This is a genomic window from Gelidibacter sp., assembly GCF_035515035.1.
Taxonomy (GTDB): domain Bacteria; phylum Bacteroidota; class Bacteroidia; order Flavobacteriales; family Flavobacteriaceae; genus Gelidibacter.
The window spans coordinates 1-16,870 of record NZ_DATJCA010000046.1 but is presented as its reverse complement, the minus strand read 5'-3'; the positions used below and the strand labels follow the sequence as shown (position 1 = coordinate 16,870).

Genomic DNA, 16,870 nt, shown 5'->3' with positions numbered 1-16,870 from the left:
GCAACCATCAATTATGCCACCAATGGCTACACCGTGAGACTCACCAAAAGTGGTGAGTTTAAACAATTTTCCGAAGGAATTCCCTGCCATATATATTATTTTGTGCTAATGTAATTGTATTCTGAGAGAAACAAAAATAGATTTTTTAAAAGGTTTTCTGAATTTTTAACTGTCGAAAGATAACAATTCCTTCATAAAACAAAGCGAATACTCAAGGTATCCCTCCTTTTGAATATGTTAAAATTTGAAATAAAAAAAAACACGAATTAGGCTCACAGATTTATAGAAATGCGATCGACTTAAAAAAAGGGCTACAAAAGTGCTCGTCTTAAAATTGTAACCGGATGGAGCGCTTCTCTTTGTGTTCCATCTAAAATTTGATGTCGGCAACTTGTACCGTTTGCAGAGATGATTGCGGATTCAGGTGCTTTTCTAACCGCGGGGAACAGGGTTTGTTCTCCAACTTGCATGCTTACCTCATAATGTTCCTTTTCATATCCAAAACTCCCCGCCATGCCGCAACAGCCACTCGGGATAATGGTTACGGTATAATTCTCAGGGAAATTAAGAATTGTAAAACTGGACAATTGATTTCTCAGAGCTTTTTGATGACAATGCCCATGAAATTTTATTGTCCTGGCCTCTTTAGTAAACTGTGACGTTTTAATATGCCCTAATTTGATTTCCTGTTGGATAAATTCTTCAATCAATAAGGTATGTTTTGCAATGTTTTGGGCAGCAGCCTTGTCATCTGCCAGTCTTGGGTATTCATCCGTAAACGTCAAAATTGCCGAAGGTTCGATACCGATCAATGGCGTTTCTGCAGTTATTAAATCTTTGAAGATGGCAATATTCTTATTGGCCATTTTCTTGGCTTGCTCTAGAAGTCCTTTGGATATAAACGAACGTCCAGATTCAGAATGCGAAACAAACTTTATATCATAATTCAACCGTGTCAAAAGCTCAATGGCGTCCTGTCCAATTGACGTATCTAAATGATTAGTAAATTCATCATTAAAAAAATAAACTGATCTCGCAAATTTATTTTCAGTGGTCTGTTTTTTAAGGCTTTGAATGTATTTACTTAAACTTTTATTTGAAACTAAGGGCAGTGACCTTTCTTTAGCAATTCCGAACGTGTTCTTTATGATTGATGACGTTAATTTGTTTTTAAAAAAGAAATTGGTCATCCGCGGAAGCGAGCTGGAAACACCATTTAAAGTATTGTTATAAGCGAACATTTTTGTTCTTAAGGAAACGCCATTTGCCTTTTGATATTGGTATTGGAACTCTGCTTTCAAACTTGCTACATCCACACTACTTGGACATTCACTGGCGCAAGCCTTGCAACTCAAACAAAGATCAAAAACGTCCTTTAATTCTTTGTGGTCGAATTTATTTGCTTTTTCTGAATTTGTCAAAAACTCGCGCAAGGCGTTTGCCCGCGCACGTGTCGTATCTTTTTCATTTCGGGTTGCTCTATAGCTCGGACACATAGAACCTCCAAATTCTGGAAGTTTTCTACAATCGCCGGAACCATTACATTTTTCAGCTTCCCTGAGAATGCCCAAAGAGGCTGAAAAATCCAATAAGGTTTCAACTTCCGGTTCGGTCCTGTCGGGTTGATAGCGAAGATTCTCATCCATGGGATAAGCATCTACGATTTTTCCGGGATTGAATATGTACTGAGGATCAAAGGCTTTTTTTACGCGTTTTAATAGTTGATAGTTCTCTTCCCCAATCATTAACGGAATAAATTCCCCTCTAACAATACCATCGCCGTGTTCTCCACTCATAGAACCGCGGTATTTTTTCACCAAATGTGCCACATCCGTTGTTATTTGTCGGAACATCGCAACCTCTTCACTTTTTTTAAGATTGAGGATCGGCCTTAAATGTAATTCTCCCGCACCGGCATGGGCATAATAAATAGCTTCTTGTTTATGGCCTTTCATCAATTGGGTAAATTCACTGATATAGCTGGCCAAATCTGGTAAGGCAACAGCAGTATCCTCAATACACGCTGCCGATTTTTTATCGCCTATCATATTGCCCAGAAGTCCCAATCCAGCTTTTCTTAATTCAACAGCTTTTTCTATTTCCGGTCCAATAAGAACAGGAAACGCATAACTCAGACCAGATTCTTGAATATCTTTTACAAGCAACTCCGTTTGTTTTTGGACAGATTCAAAAGAATCTGCCCTAACCTCGCACATTAAAATGGCTTTCGGATCATCAATTATAAAAGTTCTATTTTCAGCTTGGGTTTTATTTTGCTTGGTACAGTCCAAAATGGTTTTATCCATCATTTCGCAAGTAAAAAGGTCATGTTTCATGGTCAATTCAACACTTTGCAAACAACTTTCTATACTGCTGAAATGAGCGGCAACCATCATGCTTTCCTTTGGAGGCAGCGGATCCAATTGTAAGGTTATTTCAGTGGTAAATGCTAAAGTGCCTTCACTTCCCGATAATAATTTACACATATTAAACGCCTCGGTTGACTCCGTAAAGACTTCGTTTTTGAGAAGTTCATCAATGGCGTAGCCTGTATTTCTTCTATGGATTTCAGGTTTAGGAAAGTTGTCGACAATTCTTCTTTGAACATCTTCCGGATGTAGTTCACTATATATGGATTGGTAAATACCACCTTCCAAACTGCTCAACTTGGCCTTTTCAAAGAATTCCGCTTTGGTGACCTTTTCAAAAGTAGCTTCACTCCCATCACTTAATAAGGTTTTCATTTTTAAAACCTTATCCCGAGTAACACCATATTGAATGGAGGTCGTACCGGAAGAGTTATTCCCCACCATACCCCCAATCATACAACGATTGGACGTGGAAGTATTCGGTCCAAAAAAAAGCCCGAAGGGTTTGAGGTAATTGTTCAGTTCATCTCGTACAACACCTGGCTGAAGTGTTACGGTCTTTGCTTTTTCATCAACGCCAATTATTTTAGTAAAATGTTTGGAGACATCCACCACAATGCCTTCCCCCACACATTGCCCTGCCAAAGAGGTACCTGCCGTGCGCGGAATTAATGAAGTGGAATTGGAATGTGCAAAATGGATGAGTAATTTTAAATCCGCAACAGTTTTGGGATAGGCCACAGCTAAGGGTAGTTTTCTATACACAGAAGCATCTGTTGCGTACAGCGCTTTCATTAAATCATCTGTAAACACTTCCCCTTCCATCTGGGTTTTGAGCTCTTTAAGCACTTTGTTTGACTCAATTACTATCGACATTCCTAAAACTCTTTTATATTAAAAATTTTTGATAAATTTAGAAGTTATTAGTCAAACTAAACAACAAAGTGGCGTTATATTTATTTATTAATATCAAATCAAAAACGTACTTTTGCTAAAACTTTTAAAACTTAAATTATGAAAAGAATATTTTTTATGGCTATCGCCTTTATGGGAGGTACACTATTTATGAATGCACAAGATATTGCTGACAATGCTATTGGTTTACGTATTGGTGATAGTGATGGATTTGGAGCTGAAGTGTCCTACCAACGTGCACTTGGTTCTAACAACCGATTGGAATTGGATTTGGGATTGAGAAGTGGTAGTGACTACGACGGATTTAAACTTGCCGGTATTTATCAATGGGTTTGGAACATTGATGGTGGCTTTAACTGGTACGCAGGTCCGGGTGCAGGTCTAGGAAGTTATGGGTATAAATATTATGATAAGAATGATAGAAAGATTAAGGACAACCAAACTTTCGGTTTTATCGCAGGAGACATAGGAATTGAATATGTTTTTGACATTCCATTAATGTTGTCTTTAGATTTCAGACCAGAACTTGCTTTTGGAAATAGTTATAATGACGATTTAGATTTTGATATTGCTTTAGGTATCAGATATAGATTTTAAATAACCGCTTCTTCTTGAAAGAGAAGACGCTATAATAGTAAAAACCATCATTAGTTATCTAGTGATGGTTTTTTTATGTACAATTGGCGGTATTCCGTTGGCGTCATTTGATATGCTTCCTTAAATATTTTCGAAAAATAGCTTCTACTGGTCAGGCCAACCTTATAGACTATTTCTGAGATGTTAAGCTTTGTACCCCTTAATAACTGGGAGGCAAGAGTCAATCGGACATCATTGATGTAATTATTAATTGTGGCGCCATAAAGAATTTTGAAACCTTCCTGAAGTTTAGTTTCCGTCAGTCCCACTTCTTTACAAATATCATTTATTGTATTGGTTCTTTCTATATTTTGATGGATAAACTGAACAGCTTCTCTAACTCTTGACACTTCATACTGTCTTAAAATATGTCTGTTTTCTTCATTATTCAGGTCATATTGATATTGTGCAATTTGATTTCCCAACAATTGATATCCGCTGCTGATCATAAAGATGGTCCTTAAAAAATAATTGTCACTGAAGTTTTTGATCTGTTCAAATACTTCAGCCATGGCCAAACTATAATATCCTTCATGATAAAAGCTTTTTTTGGCCAAAACATCGCCAAAAATATCATGGAGATCGGATTTTATGAGATCTGAAGAGCATTCATCATAAAGCATAAAGCGTTCTCGATCCATTTCCAAGCTATAAAGATTGATCTCTTGATCCTTTTTTAAAGTGATCACGTGACCATTAAAATCTTGGCTTGCCACAATGGCCTGTTGGTATTCTTGAAGTTCATGAAGCGTATCTTCATTGGAAAAACGGTGATTGAAGCTGCCTTTGGTACAGTATAGGAATTTTAAAGGGTGCGTAACATCTTTTACAAACTGAATTTCCACATCCATTTTAAACTTACAATGGTATTCGATAATGCCTAGACCAGACTCGAGCATCATTGCTTTAATATTGCCTTTCCCGACATCGTCTGAAAGTTCAACAAGATACTCCCTGCAATTAAGTTGATAGGGCAGTTGAAATGCTGTAGCCAAATCTTTTATGACCAAGTCTACTGGCAAAGAGTTGACCTTTATGGTTATCATACAGTTTGAAGTTTAGACTCCCAACATTTGTTTGCAGGCAGAATAATTAAAGATAAACCTATTTTCCGACCTCACAATTTTTTAAGGTCCTAACGTAAATAGCCTCATATTGAGGTACGACATTCTCGATGGCAAACTTCGCAGATTCTTTTTTGGCATTGCGTTTAAAAGTTTCTAGCCTGTCTCTATCGCTTAAAATATAAATAGCATTTTTTGACATATCCTCCACATCATTCACATTGCTCAAAAATCCCGAAACCCCTTGTATATTGACTTCAGGAATTCCTCCGGTATTGCTTGAAATAACCGGAACGCCTGAGCTCATTGCTTCTAGAGCTGCCAAACCAAAGCTTTCAGTTTGTGATGGAAGTAAGAACAAATCACTAAAACAAAGAATTCTATCAATTTCATGACTATTGCCAAAAAAGACCACTTTATCTAAAATATCAAGTTTTTTACACAATTTTTCGGCCTCGGCTTTTTCAGGGCCTTCACCTACCATCATCAATTTTGCAGGTATCTTCTTTTGTATGTTATAAAATATCTTGATCACATCAGGAATCTGTTTCACCTTTCTAAAGTTACTAATATGCGTAACGATCATTTCGTCTTCTTTTGCCATGACGTCTCTTTGACAGTCTGTAAACTCCGATTTATGACGACTAAAATCAATGAAATTCGGAACAACGTCTATCTCCTTCTTAATATCAAACAGGCGTAACGTGTCGTCTTTCAAGCTTTGAGATACTGAGGTCACGGCATCAGAATTATTAATGCTGAAGGTCACCGCAGGCTTATAGAATGGATGACTCCCAACAAGTGTGATATCCGTGCCGTGAAGCGTCGTTACAATTGGAATGTTAATGCCCTCTTCTCGGAGCATCATTTTTGCCATATAGGCTGCATAGGCATGAGGAATAGCGTAATGTACATGTAAAATCTCTATCCCGTACAACTTAACCATATCTACCAATTTACTCGATAGAGCAAGTTCATAAGGTTGGTATAAAAACAAAGGATATTCTGGTACAGTAACTTCATGATAGTGCACGTTACTGCCCAACAAATCCAATCTTACTGGTTGACTGTAGGTGATAAAGTGAATTTCATGACCCCGTTTGGACAATGCCAAACCTAATTCTGTTGCCACAACACCACTTCCGCCAAAGGTCGGGTAACATACGATTCCTATTTTCATGTTCTAATTTTTTTTATGTTATATGCTCTTGAGCCGTCTAAAGTTATGAGTACATAGATCGCCTAAAGTTAAAAGTACTTGAAGTGTCCAAAATTATCCTTTCCTTTTTTACTAAAATTGCTTTATCCCCGACTTTAAGTACTTAAGACCCTCAAAACTTACAACCCATTACTACATCTACTCAATAATCGCCTCATAAATAAGACGCTGAATTTCTGTCCTGATCCCCTCTTTTAGTAGAATATTATTACTGGCACTAGGATAGGTCCGGTTTGATAAAAATACATAGATAATTTCCTGTTCTGGATCCGCCCAAGTGTAAGTTCCCGTAAAACCTGAATGCCCAAAACTTGACAGGGATACACAGCCACAAGTGGGTCCTTTAGTACCTAACTGAGGTTTATCAAAGCCCATGCCTCTTCTTACGCCGCTCCCACAGTAGTAGCAGTAATTAAATTTATCAATCGTTTCAGGCTTTAAATATCGTTTCCCACCATAGTAGCCTTTTTGAAGGTACATCTGCATGATTTTTGCAACATCATTACTGTTACTAAATATACCAGCATGGCCACCCACCCCATTTTGCATGGCGGCACCCATATCATGAACATAGCCATGAACGGTCTGATGTCTGTAATAATCGTCTATTTCTGTTGGGACCAACTGTGAATTGCTAAAAATCGCGGCTGGATTGTAAGTGGTATGATTAGCGCCCAAAGATTGGTAAAAATGTTCTTGGACCAAATCATCCAAGCCTTTTTCATAGTATTCCTCAATATATTTTTTTAGGATGAAATATGGGAAATCACTATATCTATAGTTTAAACTTGCTAACAAGTCGCTGTCTTTTATTATATTTTGGATGGTATCAGGATAGTCATGTCTTAAATATAGTTCATCCGCCACTTTGACGTTAAACATTGGACTTGAAACTCGTCGATAATATTTTGGATCTGGTTTCTTGGCGGCGTCCAAAGTTGCGGTGTAGAATGGAATCCATGGTTTTAATCGGGCATAGTGCGATAACATTTGCTTCAAGGTCACATTCTTCTTATTGGAATTTCTATATTCTGGCAAAATCTCAGACAATTTTGTATCTGTTGATACAATGCCACGCTCTTCCAATTCCATTAACAAAGGTAAGGTTGCCAATATTTTTGTAAGTGAAGCCACATCATACATGTCATCCAAGTCCACTTTTTCATTCCCTTCATAGGTGTGTTTGCCAAATGCTTTATTGTAAACGACTTTTCCTTTCCGAGCGACTAATATTTGTAATCCTGGAGCTGCTTTATGATCAATGGTGATTTTGGCCATTGAATCCAATTTTTTCAATTTTTCAGAACTCATCCCCACAGATTCTGGCAGCCCATAACTCAAGGATTGTATACCGTTATAGATAAATCCATCGCCAACCTTAAAATGCTCCCCAGTAGAAACAGGGAGAGTTCCTTTTGCTGGGATTGCCCCAAAAATAAGTTGAGCTGATTTGCGCATGGAAATCTCACTATTTTGATAGCTCACGACAATTCCTTCAATATTTTCTATAGAATGTAAATCGATAAGGGCATAAGGTCTTGCAAATACATCTAAAATAACAGTATTGGTCCGCGCTATTTCATAAAGCCAGACCATCTCTTTATCTGAAAACTGATAAGGCTTCCACGGATTGACATTGGATTTATGAAACCCAACGATCACCGTGTTATAGTTTTGAAGCTTGGTAATCAATTCATCCAACTTTGTCGCCTTGATGTGATGCACTTTGGTATATTTTCTCAACTCCTCCAGATAGGCAGTATTATCGATGGCATCACCCATTTCAACATAAGCTATTTTTTTGGTTTCCAAATGTCGTATAGGCAGGATTTCCTTTTGATTTCGTACGACTGTTATGGCATTTTCCATAACTTTTTCGTAGAGCAAATCATCCTTCAAACGGTTCAAATCCTTCACTAAATTTTTGGTACCTATTGGACTGTATTTATGAAGGCCAACTTTATACTTCGCCATTAAAATCTTTTTAACCGAATGTGCCAAACGTTCTTCTGTTACCTCGTTGGCTTCATAAGCAGCAACAATCTTATCAATGGCAATAGGCACGTTTTCAGAAATTAAGAGCACATCATTACCCGCCAAAAATGCGGCAAGATCAATATCTCCAGGCTTGCTAAAGTTAGAAACACCTTTCATTTCTAAAGCATCTGTAAAAATCAGGCCATTAAATTGTAACCGTTCCTTTAAAATATCAGTAATAATATGTTTTGATAAGGATGAAGGCGTCCCATCTTTTGGTTCAAGACTAGGTACATTTAAATGCGCCACCATGACACTGGATAACCCTTCTTGGATTAACTTTCTGTAAGGATATAGCTCTATGGAGTCAATACGTCTGGCATTGAAGTTTATGGTTGGTAATGTTTTGTGGCTATCGGTGTCTGTATCGCCATGTCCGGGAAAATGTTTCGCATTTGCCAACACACCCGCATCTTGCATGCCTTTCATGAAGGCTAAACCTTTGGCAGTCACATTATCTCTATCCTCCCCAAAGGAACGATTTCCAATGATGGGGTTTTTTGGATTGGTATTAATGTCCACTGCTGGAGCAAAATTAAAATGGACCCCAATGCGTTTGCTATGTTCTCCAATTTGCCTACCTACCTGTTCCACTAGTTTATCGTCAGTGATGGCGCCAAGCGTCATATTATAAGGGAATGCGTAAGTAGAATCCAAACGCATGCTCAAACCCCATTCCGCATCCATCCCAATCAGCAGTGGCACATTAGAAATAGCTTGGTAAATATTGTTAAGCTTGGCCTGCTTCACGGGACCACCTGTAGAATAGATAATTCCACCAATTTGTTGGGTGTTTATCAATCTGGCCACTTCAGCTTCATTGGATTTATTGTTATTTGACACCGCTCGTGCCATAAATAATTGCCCCACTCGTTGTCGGGTATTCAAACTGTTATACACGCTATCAACCCATTTTTGTTGGGCGATTAGATCCTTTGCCAATAAAGGGTTTACTGGCATTTGTGCGAAACTTTGGAATGAAATAAATAAGAATATAAGGAGGGAAAATACTAAGCGCATATAAATTCGGGTCTTTTTAAGAATCTAATTACCATTATATAATAGAGTGGCAAAATAGCACTTTTACATTGAAGGTAATAGTACTTTAAGATAGTTTTATAAAGAAGCCATTAAGGCAGTTTAATCTTACACTTAGAATTTACTTAATAAATCGACTGTGCCAGCTTTCACTTGCTGGAACCTCCCAATTTTCATTAAATTCAGCAATATTATTGACAAGATTATTGAAGACGATGGTGTTTTTTGAGACCGCCTTTTCTTTAGCCATTTTCTTGAAATCCAATAAGGTTTTGTAAGCAATAAAATCACCTTGTTTATAGGACACGTTCATCTTATCCATAAGATCTACGTTATACTCCTTTTCCAATTGTTGAATAAAATGGACAGAGGCATCAATACTACACCCTGTTGCAGTACTTAAGTTTTGATTTATTGCGATGACTATAAATCGTTTATATTTAATGATATACCCAGCTTGTAAATCGGCGCCATGAGCCGTCCAATTGGATATAAAAGTGTCTAATTTGGACTCTATTTCTGAAATCTCTTCATCCGTAAAAGATCGGTTTGCTTGGTAAATCCACACTCTTGATTCTTCCGGTAAGGTATTAAAATCGACTAGCATAATTATATTTTTTTCTAACTACAAAAGTACACAATTACATCCAATCTCTCTCTTAGGATTCAATCTTAAATAATAGGAAATCAAGGATGGATTGTGCTTTTTCTTCCGTGATGTATGGGATTTTAACTTTATCAGAAGCCGTAGCAATGTAGATGGATGCGATGTTTTTTCGCTTTTGAAAAATGCTCTGCTTTAATTCAACAGATTGAATTTTATGCAATTCGCTGATGTTTCGCACACGATCAATGAATCCACTGTTGACGGTGAGATATTCATCGGTAATTTGATAGCTTGCCTTTTTGAAAGTAAAATGGACAAATAACGTGATCCAAGAAATAATGATGATATTGATCAGCCAAAAGTAATTTCCGAAGATAAAATATGCCGGAATGTTTATAAACGCACCACTAATCAAGGAACGAAACATAAGCAGTCGTTTATAATATATATCTGGTTTTTCATACGCCCCTTTATCATTATAATTAACAAAAACCTTCTGAACTAAGTGCGCCACCTGGTGTTTTTCCAACGCTACGATGTTAAAATTTCTTTGTTGTTTCTTATTGATCATAGCCTGTTTGATGGACAGGGTATGCAACCCAAAATACTGTTTTAGCCTATTCGTTTTAATGATGATATTTTGGATTTTCAACGGCACCAAAATCAATGAGAGTTTGTTAAATAAGCCTTTGTTAATTTCGATGGTATCTTCGTTTTCAACAACTTCCAAATTGAAATTAGAAATAAAAGTACTCATGATGGAAAACAACATCGATCCCAAGATAGCGAGAACAACAATAAAGACATTCGCTAAGATCAAATTGAGTATACTATCGGTTTCAAAATTGACTGCTGACTGCAATCGGTGAGTAATGCCAAGGTCTTGAAGGTAGTTTTCAAACTCTTTATAAAGTCCAAATACAAAAGAAAAGATGATTAAAAAACTCCTGATATGATTTTGTGAGATGCCTTCCAATAATAAACGCTGCACCGAAGCCTTAAAAAACACGGAGCTCTGAAAGGGTTTCTCAACAAATTCAAAATCTGTAATTTGCTTTTTAACGAACAATTGTTTTTTAAGATCAAGAGCAGTAATACGACTTAAGGCATTAATTTCAATTTCGGCTTTATCATCACCCGCAGTTTCAATAGTTAGCGAAACTACATTGATCATTTGTTGAATAAGGTTTTGCTTTATGTTGATATTTTGGATCTTAGACTTGGGAATGATGGTCATATCCTTATTGACAATCCCCGATGATAAATAAAAATGGCCTTCATCCAAGTGAAATTTAAAATTGAGGTATTTGAGAAAGGCTACCACAAAAATCAGCAAAAAAACACCCAGAATAATGAGTGTCAGATTCGTGGCATTTAAAAATGACAGAGATTCCTTTTTAGACAAGGACAAGCCCAATGCCAAAAAAAGAACAAAATAACGCCTAATGAATTTGAAGGTATTGAGCGCAAAGATGACAAGAATACCTTTGGGAGATTGTCTTGCCGGCTGAGAAAAATCAATCGGTTCCATTCACCCTTTTACTTAAAAAATCATTGATTTGTTTTGCCTCGCCAAAGTTCAGACCATCGATCCTTAAATCAATTCCAGATTCGCCAGCGGTAAAAATCTTTAAGGTTGCCAAGTCAAATCTTCTGGCTAACCAACTCCGGGAAATTTCTAAATGTTGGATACGTGAAATAGGAACTGCAGAAATTGAATTTACCAACAGCCCTTTTGAATAGATAACATCTTGCTCCCTTATGGCGTATTTCCGTTTTTTGAAGGCCAATATCGCACTAACAAAATTAACAACACATAAGAACACGCCAACCGAAAGTAAATACCAGAATACCGATTGAAAATTTACGTGCACAACTATAGATTTAGCCAAGAATAATGCCGCTATCAAAAGACCATAAAAAAACACTCTGTTGATCACTATAATCTTAAGATACTGTTTTGAAATAGGTTTTAATTTGACGTCATCAATAGAAGGCAAAGTATCCAAATTGATTTGCTGATTGGTGAACATAGGTTTCCTTAATGTTTGATTATAAACGTTCTTGTATTCTATCTTTTTCGCAAAATTTAGATAAGTCAACCCCAGTAAATTTGCTAGAGAATTGTCTAAGGTTTACTCTAGATGTCCAGGTAATAAGGTAAAAAAGACAGGGTTTTTATTCAATCAAATCAATATGTCGATCATGATAGCCCAATAAATATAGAACACCATCCAATCCGATACTGGATATGGCACTTTGTGCATTGTTTTTTACTTTTGGTTTGGCATGGAATGCAATCCCCAATCCGGCCAGATTAAGCATTGGAAGGTCATTTGCACCATCACCAACAGCTATGGTTTGATTAATATGAATCCCTTCTCTCTTGGCAATTTCTTTAAGATATTCTGCTTTTTTATCTCCATCAACAATCTCTCCTATATAGTTTCCGGTGAGCTTACCATCTACTATTTCCAATTGGTTGGCGTACACATAATCGATTCCTAATTCCTTTTGTAAATAATTACCGAAATAGGTAAATCCGCCAGATAAGATTGCAGTTTTAAAGCCATATTTTTTTAGAGTGTCAATAAGTCTTCTTGCGCCTTTTGTGATGGGTAAATTGATGGCAACATCCTGCAGTACTTCTTCACTTAAACCCTTTAACAATTTCATCCGACGTATAAAACTTTCACTAAAATCAATTTCGCCATTCATAGCCGATTCTGTAATTGCTTTTACTTCATCGCCAACACCTGCCAATTCAGCTAATTTATCAATAACTTCGGCTTGGATTAACGTTGAATCCATATCAAAGCATACCAAACGGCGGTTCCGTCTATAAATATTATCTTCTTGAAAGGAAATATCGACACTTAGATCATGTGAGATTTGCATGAATTTCGCAGTCAATTCCGATTTGTTATCAATTTTACCCCTAATGGATAATTCTATGGATGCTCTTGGATATTCTTCCCTTTTAATTAAAGACAAACGACCGGTCAGTCTTTTTATAGCGTCAATATTTAAGTTTTTTTCTGAAATAACCTCAGTGACTTTAGAGATTTGCTCTGCCGTTAATTTTTTACCTAAAATGGTAATGATATAACGGTCCTTACCTTGGTTGTTTACCCACTTTTCGTAATCAGCAGATGCAATAGGTTTAAATTTAGCTTTAACACCAAGTTCATAAGCTTTAAACAATAAGTCTTTTAAAACTGCAGCAGATTTGTCTCCTGATTCAATTTCAAACAAAAAACCCAAAGATAAGGTGTCGTGAATGTTGGCTTGCCCAATATCCAATACTTTAGCACCATATTGGGCTAAAACGTTGGTTAAACCTGAAGTTAATCCAGGTTTGTCTTGTCCTGAAATGTTTAATAGAAATATCTCTGTGGCCATTTATAAATCCTGAGCATTTGCTATTAATTCGGCAATATCCATCACGGCAATTTCAGATTCTTTATTTGTTGATTTTACGCCATCGGTCATCATCGTATTGCAAAATGGACACCCAGCGGCAATAATATGTGGTTTCACCTCGATTGCTTCCTCTGTACGTTTAACATTTATTTCTTTATTCCCTGGCTCCGACTCTTTAAACATTTGCGCGCCGCCCGCACCACAACAAAGTCCACGTGATTTGCAACTCTTCATCTCCACCAATTCTGCATCCAGTTTACGTATCAAATCCCGTGGTGCTTCATAAACTTCATTGGCACGGCCCAAATAACATGGGTCATGGAAGGTGATGCGTTTACCCTTAAATTGTCCGCCTTCAATAGTTAGGCGTCCTTCATCTAAAAGTGATTTAAGAAATTGTGTATGGTGCATGACCTGATAATTACCTCCAAGTCCTGGATATTCATTTTTTATGGTGTTAAAACAATGCGGACAAGCAGTAACAATTTTCTTAATTTCATAGGCATTAAGCACCTCAATATTGGTGACCGCCTGCATTTGAAAAAGAAATTCATTACCTGCACGTTTTGCAGGATCGCCAGTACAACTTTCTTCAGTTCCTAAAACAGCAAAGTCTACTTTTGATTTATGGAGCAGTTTGACAAAAGCTTTGGTTACTTTCTTTGCTCTATCATCAAAACTTCCCATGCACCCTACCCAAAAAAGAACTTCGGGATGTTTGCCTTGTGCCATAAATTCTGCCATAGTTGGCACAATAAGTTGTTCTGTCATTTTTTAAGAGTTTATAAATTTTTATACTTAGTCTAGTTAAAAGAGGTATTGCATCTTTTATAGGGATTCGACACCCTTTATTTTACAAAATAGCGATGTGTTATTAATATATCGCTCAAAAAAATTATTCATTTTTCCAGTTCAATCTATCCATTTGGTTATAGGGCCATGGTGCGCCATTATTTTCAATATTGGTCATCATATTATTGAGTTCCATTGGTGCCGCAGATTGTTCCATGATCAAATAATTTCTCATCTCCATAATTATCGACATTGGATCGATACTTACCGGACAAGCTTCCACACAGGCGTTACATGTGGTACATGCCCACAGTTCTTCACGTGTAATATAGTCGTCTAGCAACTGTTTGCCATCATCCTTAAAGACACCATTATTGGCGTCTATATTTTTCCCTACCTCTTCTAAACGGTCCCGCGTATCCATCATGATTTTACGCGGAGACAATTTTTTACCTGTGATATTTGCTGGACATTCACTGGTACAACGGCCACATTCCGTACAGGTATAAGCATTGAGCAATTGCACCCAGCTCAAATCTTGCACATCACTAGCGCCAAATTTTGCGGGAGTTTCATCTCCTTCTCCCTCCGGCTGTGCTGCAAACGGATCAACGTTTGGATCCATCATCATTTTTACTTCCTTGGTAACGGCGTCATTGTTTTTGAACTGGCCTTTGGGTACAACTTTTCCGAAGTAAGTATTAGGAAAGGCCAAAAGAATGTGTAAATGTTTAGAAAAATAGAGATAGTTCAAGAATGCGAGAATTCCTAAAATGTGAATCCACCATGCGCTACGCTCAATAATATGGATTGTACCTTCTGAAAGCCCGCTAAAGAGTGGCGTCAAATATTGACTGACGATATTGCCATTTTCCATTGCTTGAAATTTTAGATCTGTGGCGTTCATTACTAAGAACAAAACCATCAACACCATTTCAATATAAAGGATATAATTAGCGTCATTTTTTGGCCAACTCGTCATTTCGTTAGCCCAAAACCGTTTGACTTTAATGATGTTTCTTCTAATCCAAAAAATAATGACAGAAACAAAGACCAAAACGGCCAGGATTTCAAACACACCAATAAGAACTCCATAAATTGGTCCTATTGATGAAAAAATACGATGAGTTCCGGCAAGACCATCAATGATAATCTCTAAAACCTCAATGTTTATGATAATGAAACCTACATAGACAATAATGTGCAAAAATCCTGAAACGGGTCTTCTGACCATTTTTCTTTGGCCAAGTGCAATCATTGCCATGTTTTTCCAACGTTGGGAAGTGTGGTCACTCACATCAACATCGCGGCCCAATTTAATATTGCGGATCAGTTTTCTTACATTATTTGCAAAAAAACCAATACCAGCAATCAGCGCTAGGGCAAAAAGGATATTTGGAATGTAGTTCATTATATGGTGGTTAGTTGTTTTCCAATTCTATACTTAACTCTTCTGGTTGTGTTTTTTGATCTTCAATAATATTGCCTTCGGCATCAAAACGGGTTGGTCTTTTACCAAAAACCGAAAAATGCACATAGCGTTTTGGGTTTAATTTAAAGTCCTGCAATAATTGCTCTAACTGTAATGAGGCACCTTCTAGATTTGTATATAACTTATCGTCATTAAGCAATTTACCCATTGTACCTTTCCCGTCCTTGACACTTGCCAATAAATTATTGACTTCCTGAAGGGTATGATCAAGTTCAGCAAAAGTTTTGGATATTTCAACCTGTTTAAATTCCGTAGTAATGTCCGCAAGGTTTCCTGATAAGGTGTCAAAATTGCCAATTGCAGAGGTTAATGCAGCATCATTTTTGGCGACTAAAGTAGTCATCGCATTAGACATGGCTCTAAAAGAAACAATGGTTTGATTTAATTCGGCAATGGCAGCTTTAATGCCGTCTTCATCATCATTAATGATCAATCGGTTAAAATTATTCATTAATGAATCGGCAGCTTTTAAGGTCACACCCAAGTTGCTGCTGATTCCCGAAAAGTTTTTGGTTAAGCTTGTAATAAGTCCCTCTTCAATCTCAGATTCTAGAAAATCGCCGTCTTTTGCAAGTTCCGGTCCAGGCATTGGAACAATGGCCAAGGCATTTCCTCCCATAAGTCCTGTTTCATACATGCGGATCTTACTGTTCTTGGAAAACTTGACATCCTCCGTCACAACAATTGTAACCAAAGTTTTGCCCGTTTTATCATCATAGGTTATATGCTCTATTTTTCCAATTTGATTTCCTTTAATAGTCACCAAAGATGATGAACTCAAGGCATTATAATCAAACTGGGTTTGGTAACGATTGTGCTTCTGTAAGATATTGATGCCTTTTAAAAAATTAAATGTAAACACCATGAGGAGTACCCCTGATATTACAAGTATTGCGGTTTTAACTTCTCTGGATATTTTCAAAGTTTTTTAAGATTTAGTTGCTCACAAAATTAGGAATAAAAATATTAAGAATCTTTTTAATTAGAGGGAGAATTGATTACTGAAGATAACGCTACCCGTTGCCCATTTTGGTAAGCCACAATAAAAGAGGTTGGATAGCCTTTAGACTTTGCTACTTCTGCCATTTTCTTAATTTCATTATAGTCAGAAGTATCACCATAGAAATATTTATAAAGTTTACCTTCCTGTTCTCTGGAAATATTCTTTAAACCGTTAAAATTATACGATTTAGGTTCAATTTTATTTGAACTAGCTGCCAATTGCACTTTAAATACCGTATTGGAATACTCGCGTTTAATGCTGTTTCCAGAGTCCAC

General features: G+C 37.0%; 12 protein-coding genes and 1 pseudogene. 1 reads left to right on the top strand and 12 read right to left on the bottom strand.

Going from position 1 to position 16,870, the window contains the following annotated elements; translation table 11 throughout:
* Positions 1–311: 311 nt before the first annotated feature.
* A complete protein-coding gene (locus VLZ86_RS03990; RefSeq protein ID WP_325448967.1) occupies positions 312–3,245 on the bottom strand; it encodes an FAD-binding and (Fe-S)-binding domain-containing protein in 2,934 nt (977 codons plus the stop codon).
* A gap of 138 nt (positions 3,246–3,383) precedes the next feature.
* On the opposite strand from VLZ86_RS03990, the gene VLZ86_RS03985 reads away from it, so the two are divergent.
* Positions 3,384–3,881, top strand: a complete 498-nt coding sequence (locus VLZ86_RS03985; RefSeq protein ID WP_325448965.1) for a hypothetical protein — start codon at positions 3,384–3,386, stop codon at positions 3,879–3,881.
* Between the two features lie 50 nt (positions 3,882–3,931).
* Here the strand turns inward: VLZ86_RS03985 and VLZ86_RS03980 are convergent, their stop codons facing one another.
* The 11 genes and pseudogenes from VLZ86_RS03980 to VLZ86_RS03930 all read right to left on the bottom strand — a co-directional run.
* Positions 3,932–4,966, bottom strand: coding sequence for an AraC family transcriptional regulator (locus VLZ86_RS03980; RefSeq protein ID WP_325448962.1), 1,035 nt, complete (start codon positions 4,964–4,966; stop codon positions 3,932–3,934).
* 58 nt (positions 4,967–5,024) lie between these two features.
* The gene (gene bshA / locus VLZ86_RS03975) at positions 5,025–6,164 is read right to left on the bottom strand and encodes an N-acetyl-alpha-D-glucosaminyl L-malate synthase BshA (RefSeq protein ID WP_325448960.1); all 1,140 of its coding nucleotides are present in this window, start codon (positions 6,162–6,164) and stop codon (positions 5,025–5,027) included.
* A 177-nt stretch (positions 6,165–6,341) separates the two neighbouring features.
* A complete protein-coding gene (locus VLZ86_RS03970; RefSeq protein ID WP_414652538.1) occupies positions 6,342–9,260 on the bottom strand; it encodes a glycoside hydrolase family 3 N-terminal domain-containing protein in 2,919 nt (972 codons plus the stop codon).
* A 139-nt stretch (positions 9,261–9,399) separates the two neighbouring features.
* On the bottom strand, positions 9,400–9,885 hold the full coding sequence (locus VLZ86_RS03965; RefSeq protein WP_325448956.1) for an ABC transporter ATPase: 486 nt from the start codon (positions 9,883–9,885) through the stop codon (positions 9,400–9,402).
* Between the two features lie 52 nt (positions 9,886–9,937).
* Entirely contained in the window at positions 9,938–11,416 is a 1,479-nt protein-coding gene (locus tag VLZ86_RS03960; protein WP_325448954.1) for a PH domain-containing protein, read from the bottom strand.
* Positions 11,403–11,918, bottom strand: a complete 516-nt coding sequence (locus tag VLZ86_RS03955; RefSeq protein ID WP_325448951.1) for a PH domain-containing protein — start codon at positions 11,916–11,918, stop codon at positions 11,403–11,405. Before VLZ86_RS03955 ends, VLZ86_RS03960 begins: the two co-directional genes overlap by 14 nt.
* A gap of 145 nt (positions 11,919–12,063) precedes the next feature.
* Entirely contained in the window at positions 12,064–13,287 is a 1,224-nt protein-coding gene (serB, locus tag VLZ86_RS03950; RefSeq protein WP_325448949.1) for a phosphoserine phosphatase SerB, read from the bottom strand.
* Positions 13,288–14,079 (bottom strand): (Fe-S)-binding protein, encoded by a 792-nt coding sequence (locus VLZ86_RS03945; RefSeq protein ID WP_325448947.1) that lies wholly within the window; start codon positions 14,077–14,079, stop codon positions 13,288–13,290. It lies immediately after the preceding gene.
* 124 nt (positions 14,080–14,203) lie between these two features.
* Positions 14,204–15,511, bottom strand: a complete 1,308-nt coding sequence (locus VLZ86_RS03940; RefSeq protein WP_325448945.1) for a (Fe-S)-binding protein — start codon at positions 15,509–15,511, stop codon at positions 14,204–14,206.
* A gap of 10 nt (positions 15,512–15,521) precedes the next feature.
* Complete coding sequence (locus VLZ86_RS03935) at positions 15,522–16,514, bottom strand: MlaD family protein (protein ID WP_325448943.1); 993 nt, start codon at positions 16,512–16,514, stop codon at positions 15,522–15,524.
* Positions 16,515–16,570: 56 nt separating this feature from the next.
* Positions 16,571–16,870 (bottom strand): annotated as a pseudogene (locus VLZ86_RS03930) (N-acetylmuramoyl-L-alanine amidase); the annotation flags it as partial.

Excerpts from the sequence above, each read along its gene's own strand:
- VLZ86_RS03990 (WP_325448967.1), bottom strand. The coding sequence starts at position 3,245 with ATGTCGATAGTAATTGAGTCAAACAAAGTGCTTAAAGAGCTCAAAACC.
- VLZ86_RS03985 (WP_325448965.1), top strand. The coding sequence starts at position 3,384 with ATGAAAAGAATATTTTTTATGGCTATCGCCTTTATGGGAGGTACACTA.
- VLZ86_RS03980 (WP_325448962.1), bottom strand. The coding sequence starts at position 4,966 with ATGATAACCATAAAGGTCAACTCTTTGCCAGTAGACTTGGTCATAAAA.
- bshA (WP_325448960.1), bottom strand. The coding sequence starts at position 6,164 with ATGAAAATAGGAATCGTATGTTACCCGACCTTTGGCGGAAGTGGTGTT.
- VLZ86_RS03970 (WP_414652538.1), bottom strand. The coding sequence starts at position 9,260 with ATGCGCTTAGTATTTTCCCTCCTTATATTCTTATTTATTTCATTCCAA.
- VLZ86_RS03965 (WP_325448956.1), bottom strand. The coding sequence starts at position 9,885 with ATGCTAGTCGATTTTAATACCTTACCGGAAGAATCAAGAGTGTGGATT.
- VLZ86_RS03960 (WP_325448954.1), bottom strand. The coding sequence starts at position 11,416 with ATGGAACCGATTGATTTTTCTCAGCCGGCAAGACAATCTCCCAAAGGT.
- VLZ86_RS03955 (WP_325448951.1), bottom strand. The coding sequence starts at position 11,918 with ATGTTCACCAATCAGCAAATCAATTTGGATACTTTGCCTTCTATTGAT.
- serB (WP_325448949.1), bottom strand. The coding sequence starts at position 13,287 with ATGGCCACAGAGATATTTCTATTAAACATTTCAGGACAAGACAAACCT.
- VLZ86_RS03945 (WP_325448947.1), bottom strand. The coding sequence starts at position 14,079 with ATGACAGAACAACTTATTGTGCCAACTATGGCAGAATTTATGGCACAA.
- VLZ86_RS03940 (WP_325448945.1), bottom strand. The coding sequence starts at position 15,511 with ATGAACTACATTCCAAATATCCTTTTTGCCCTAGCGCTGATTGCTGGT.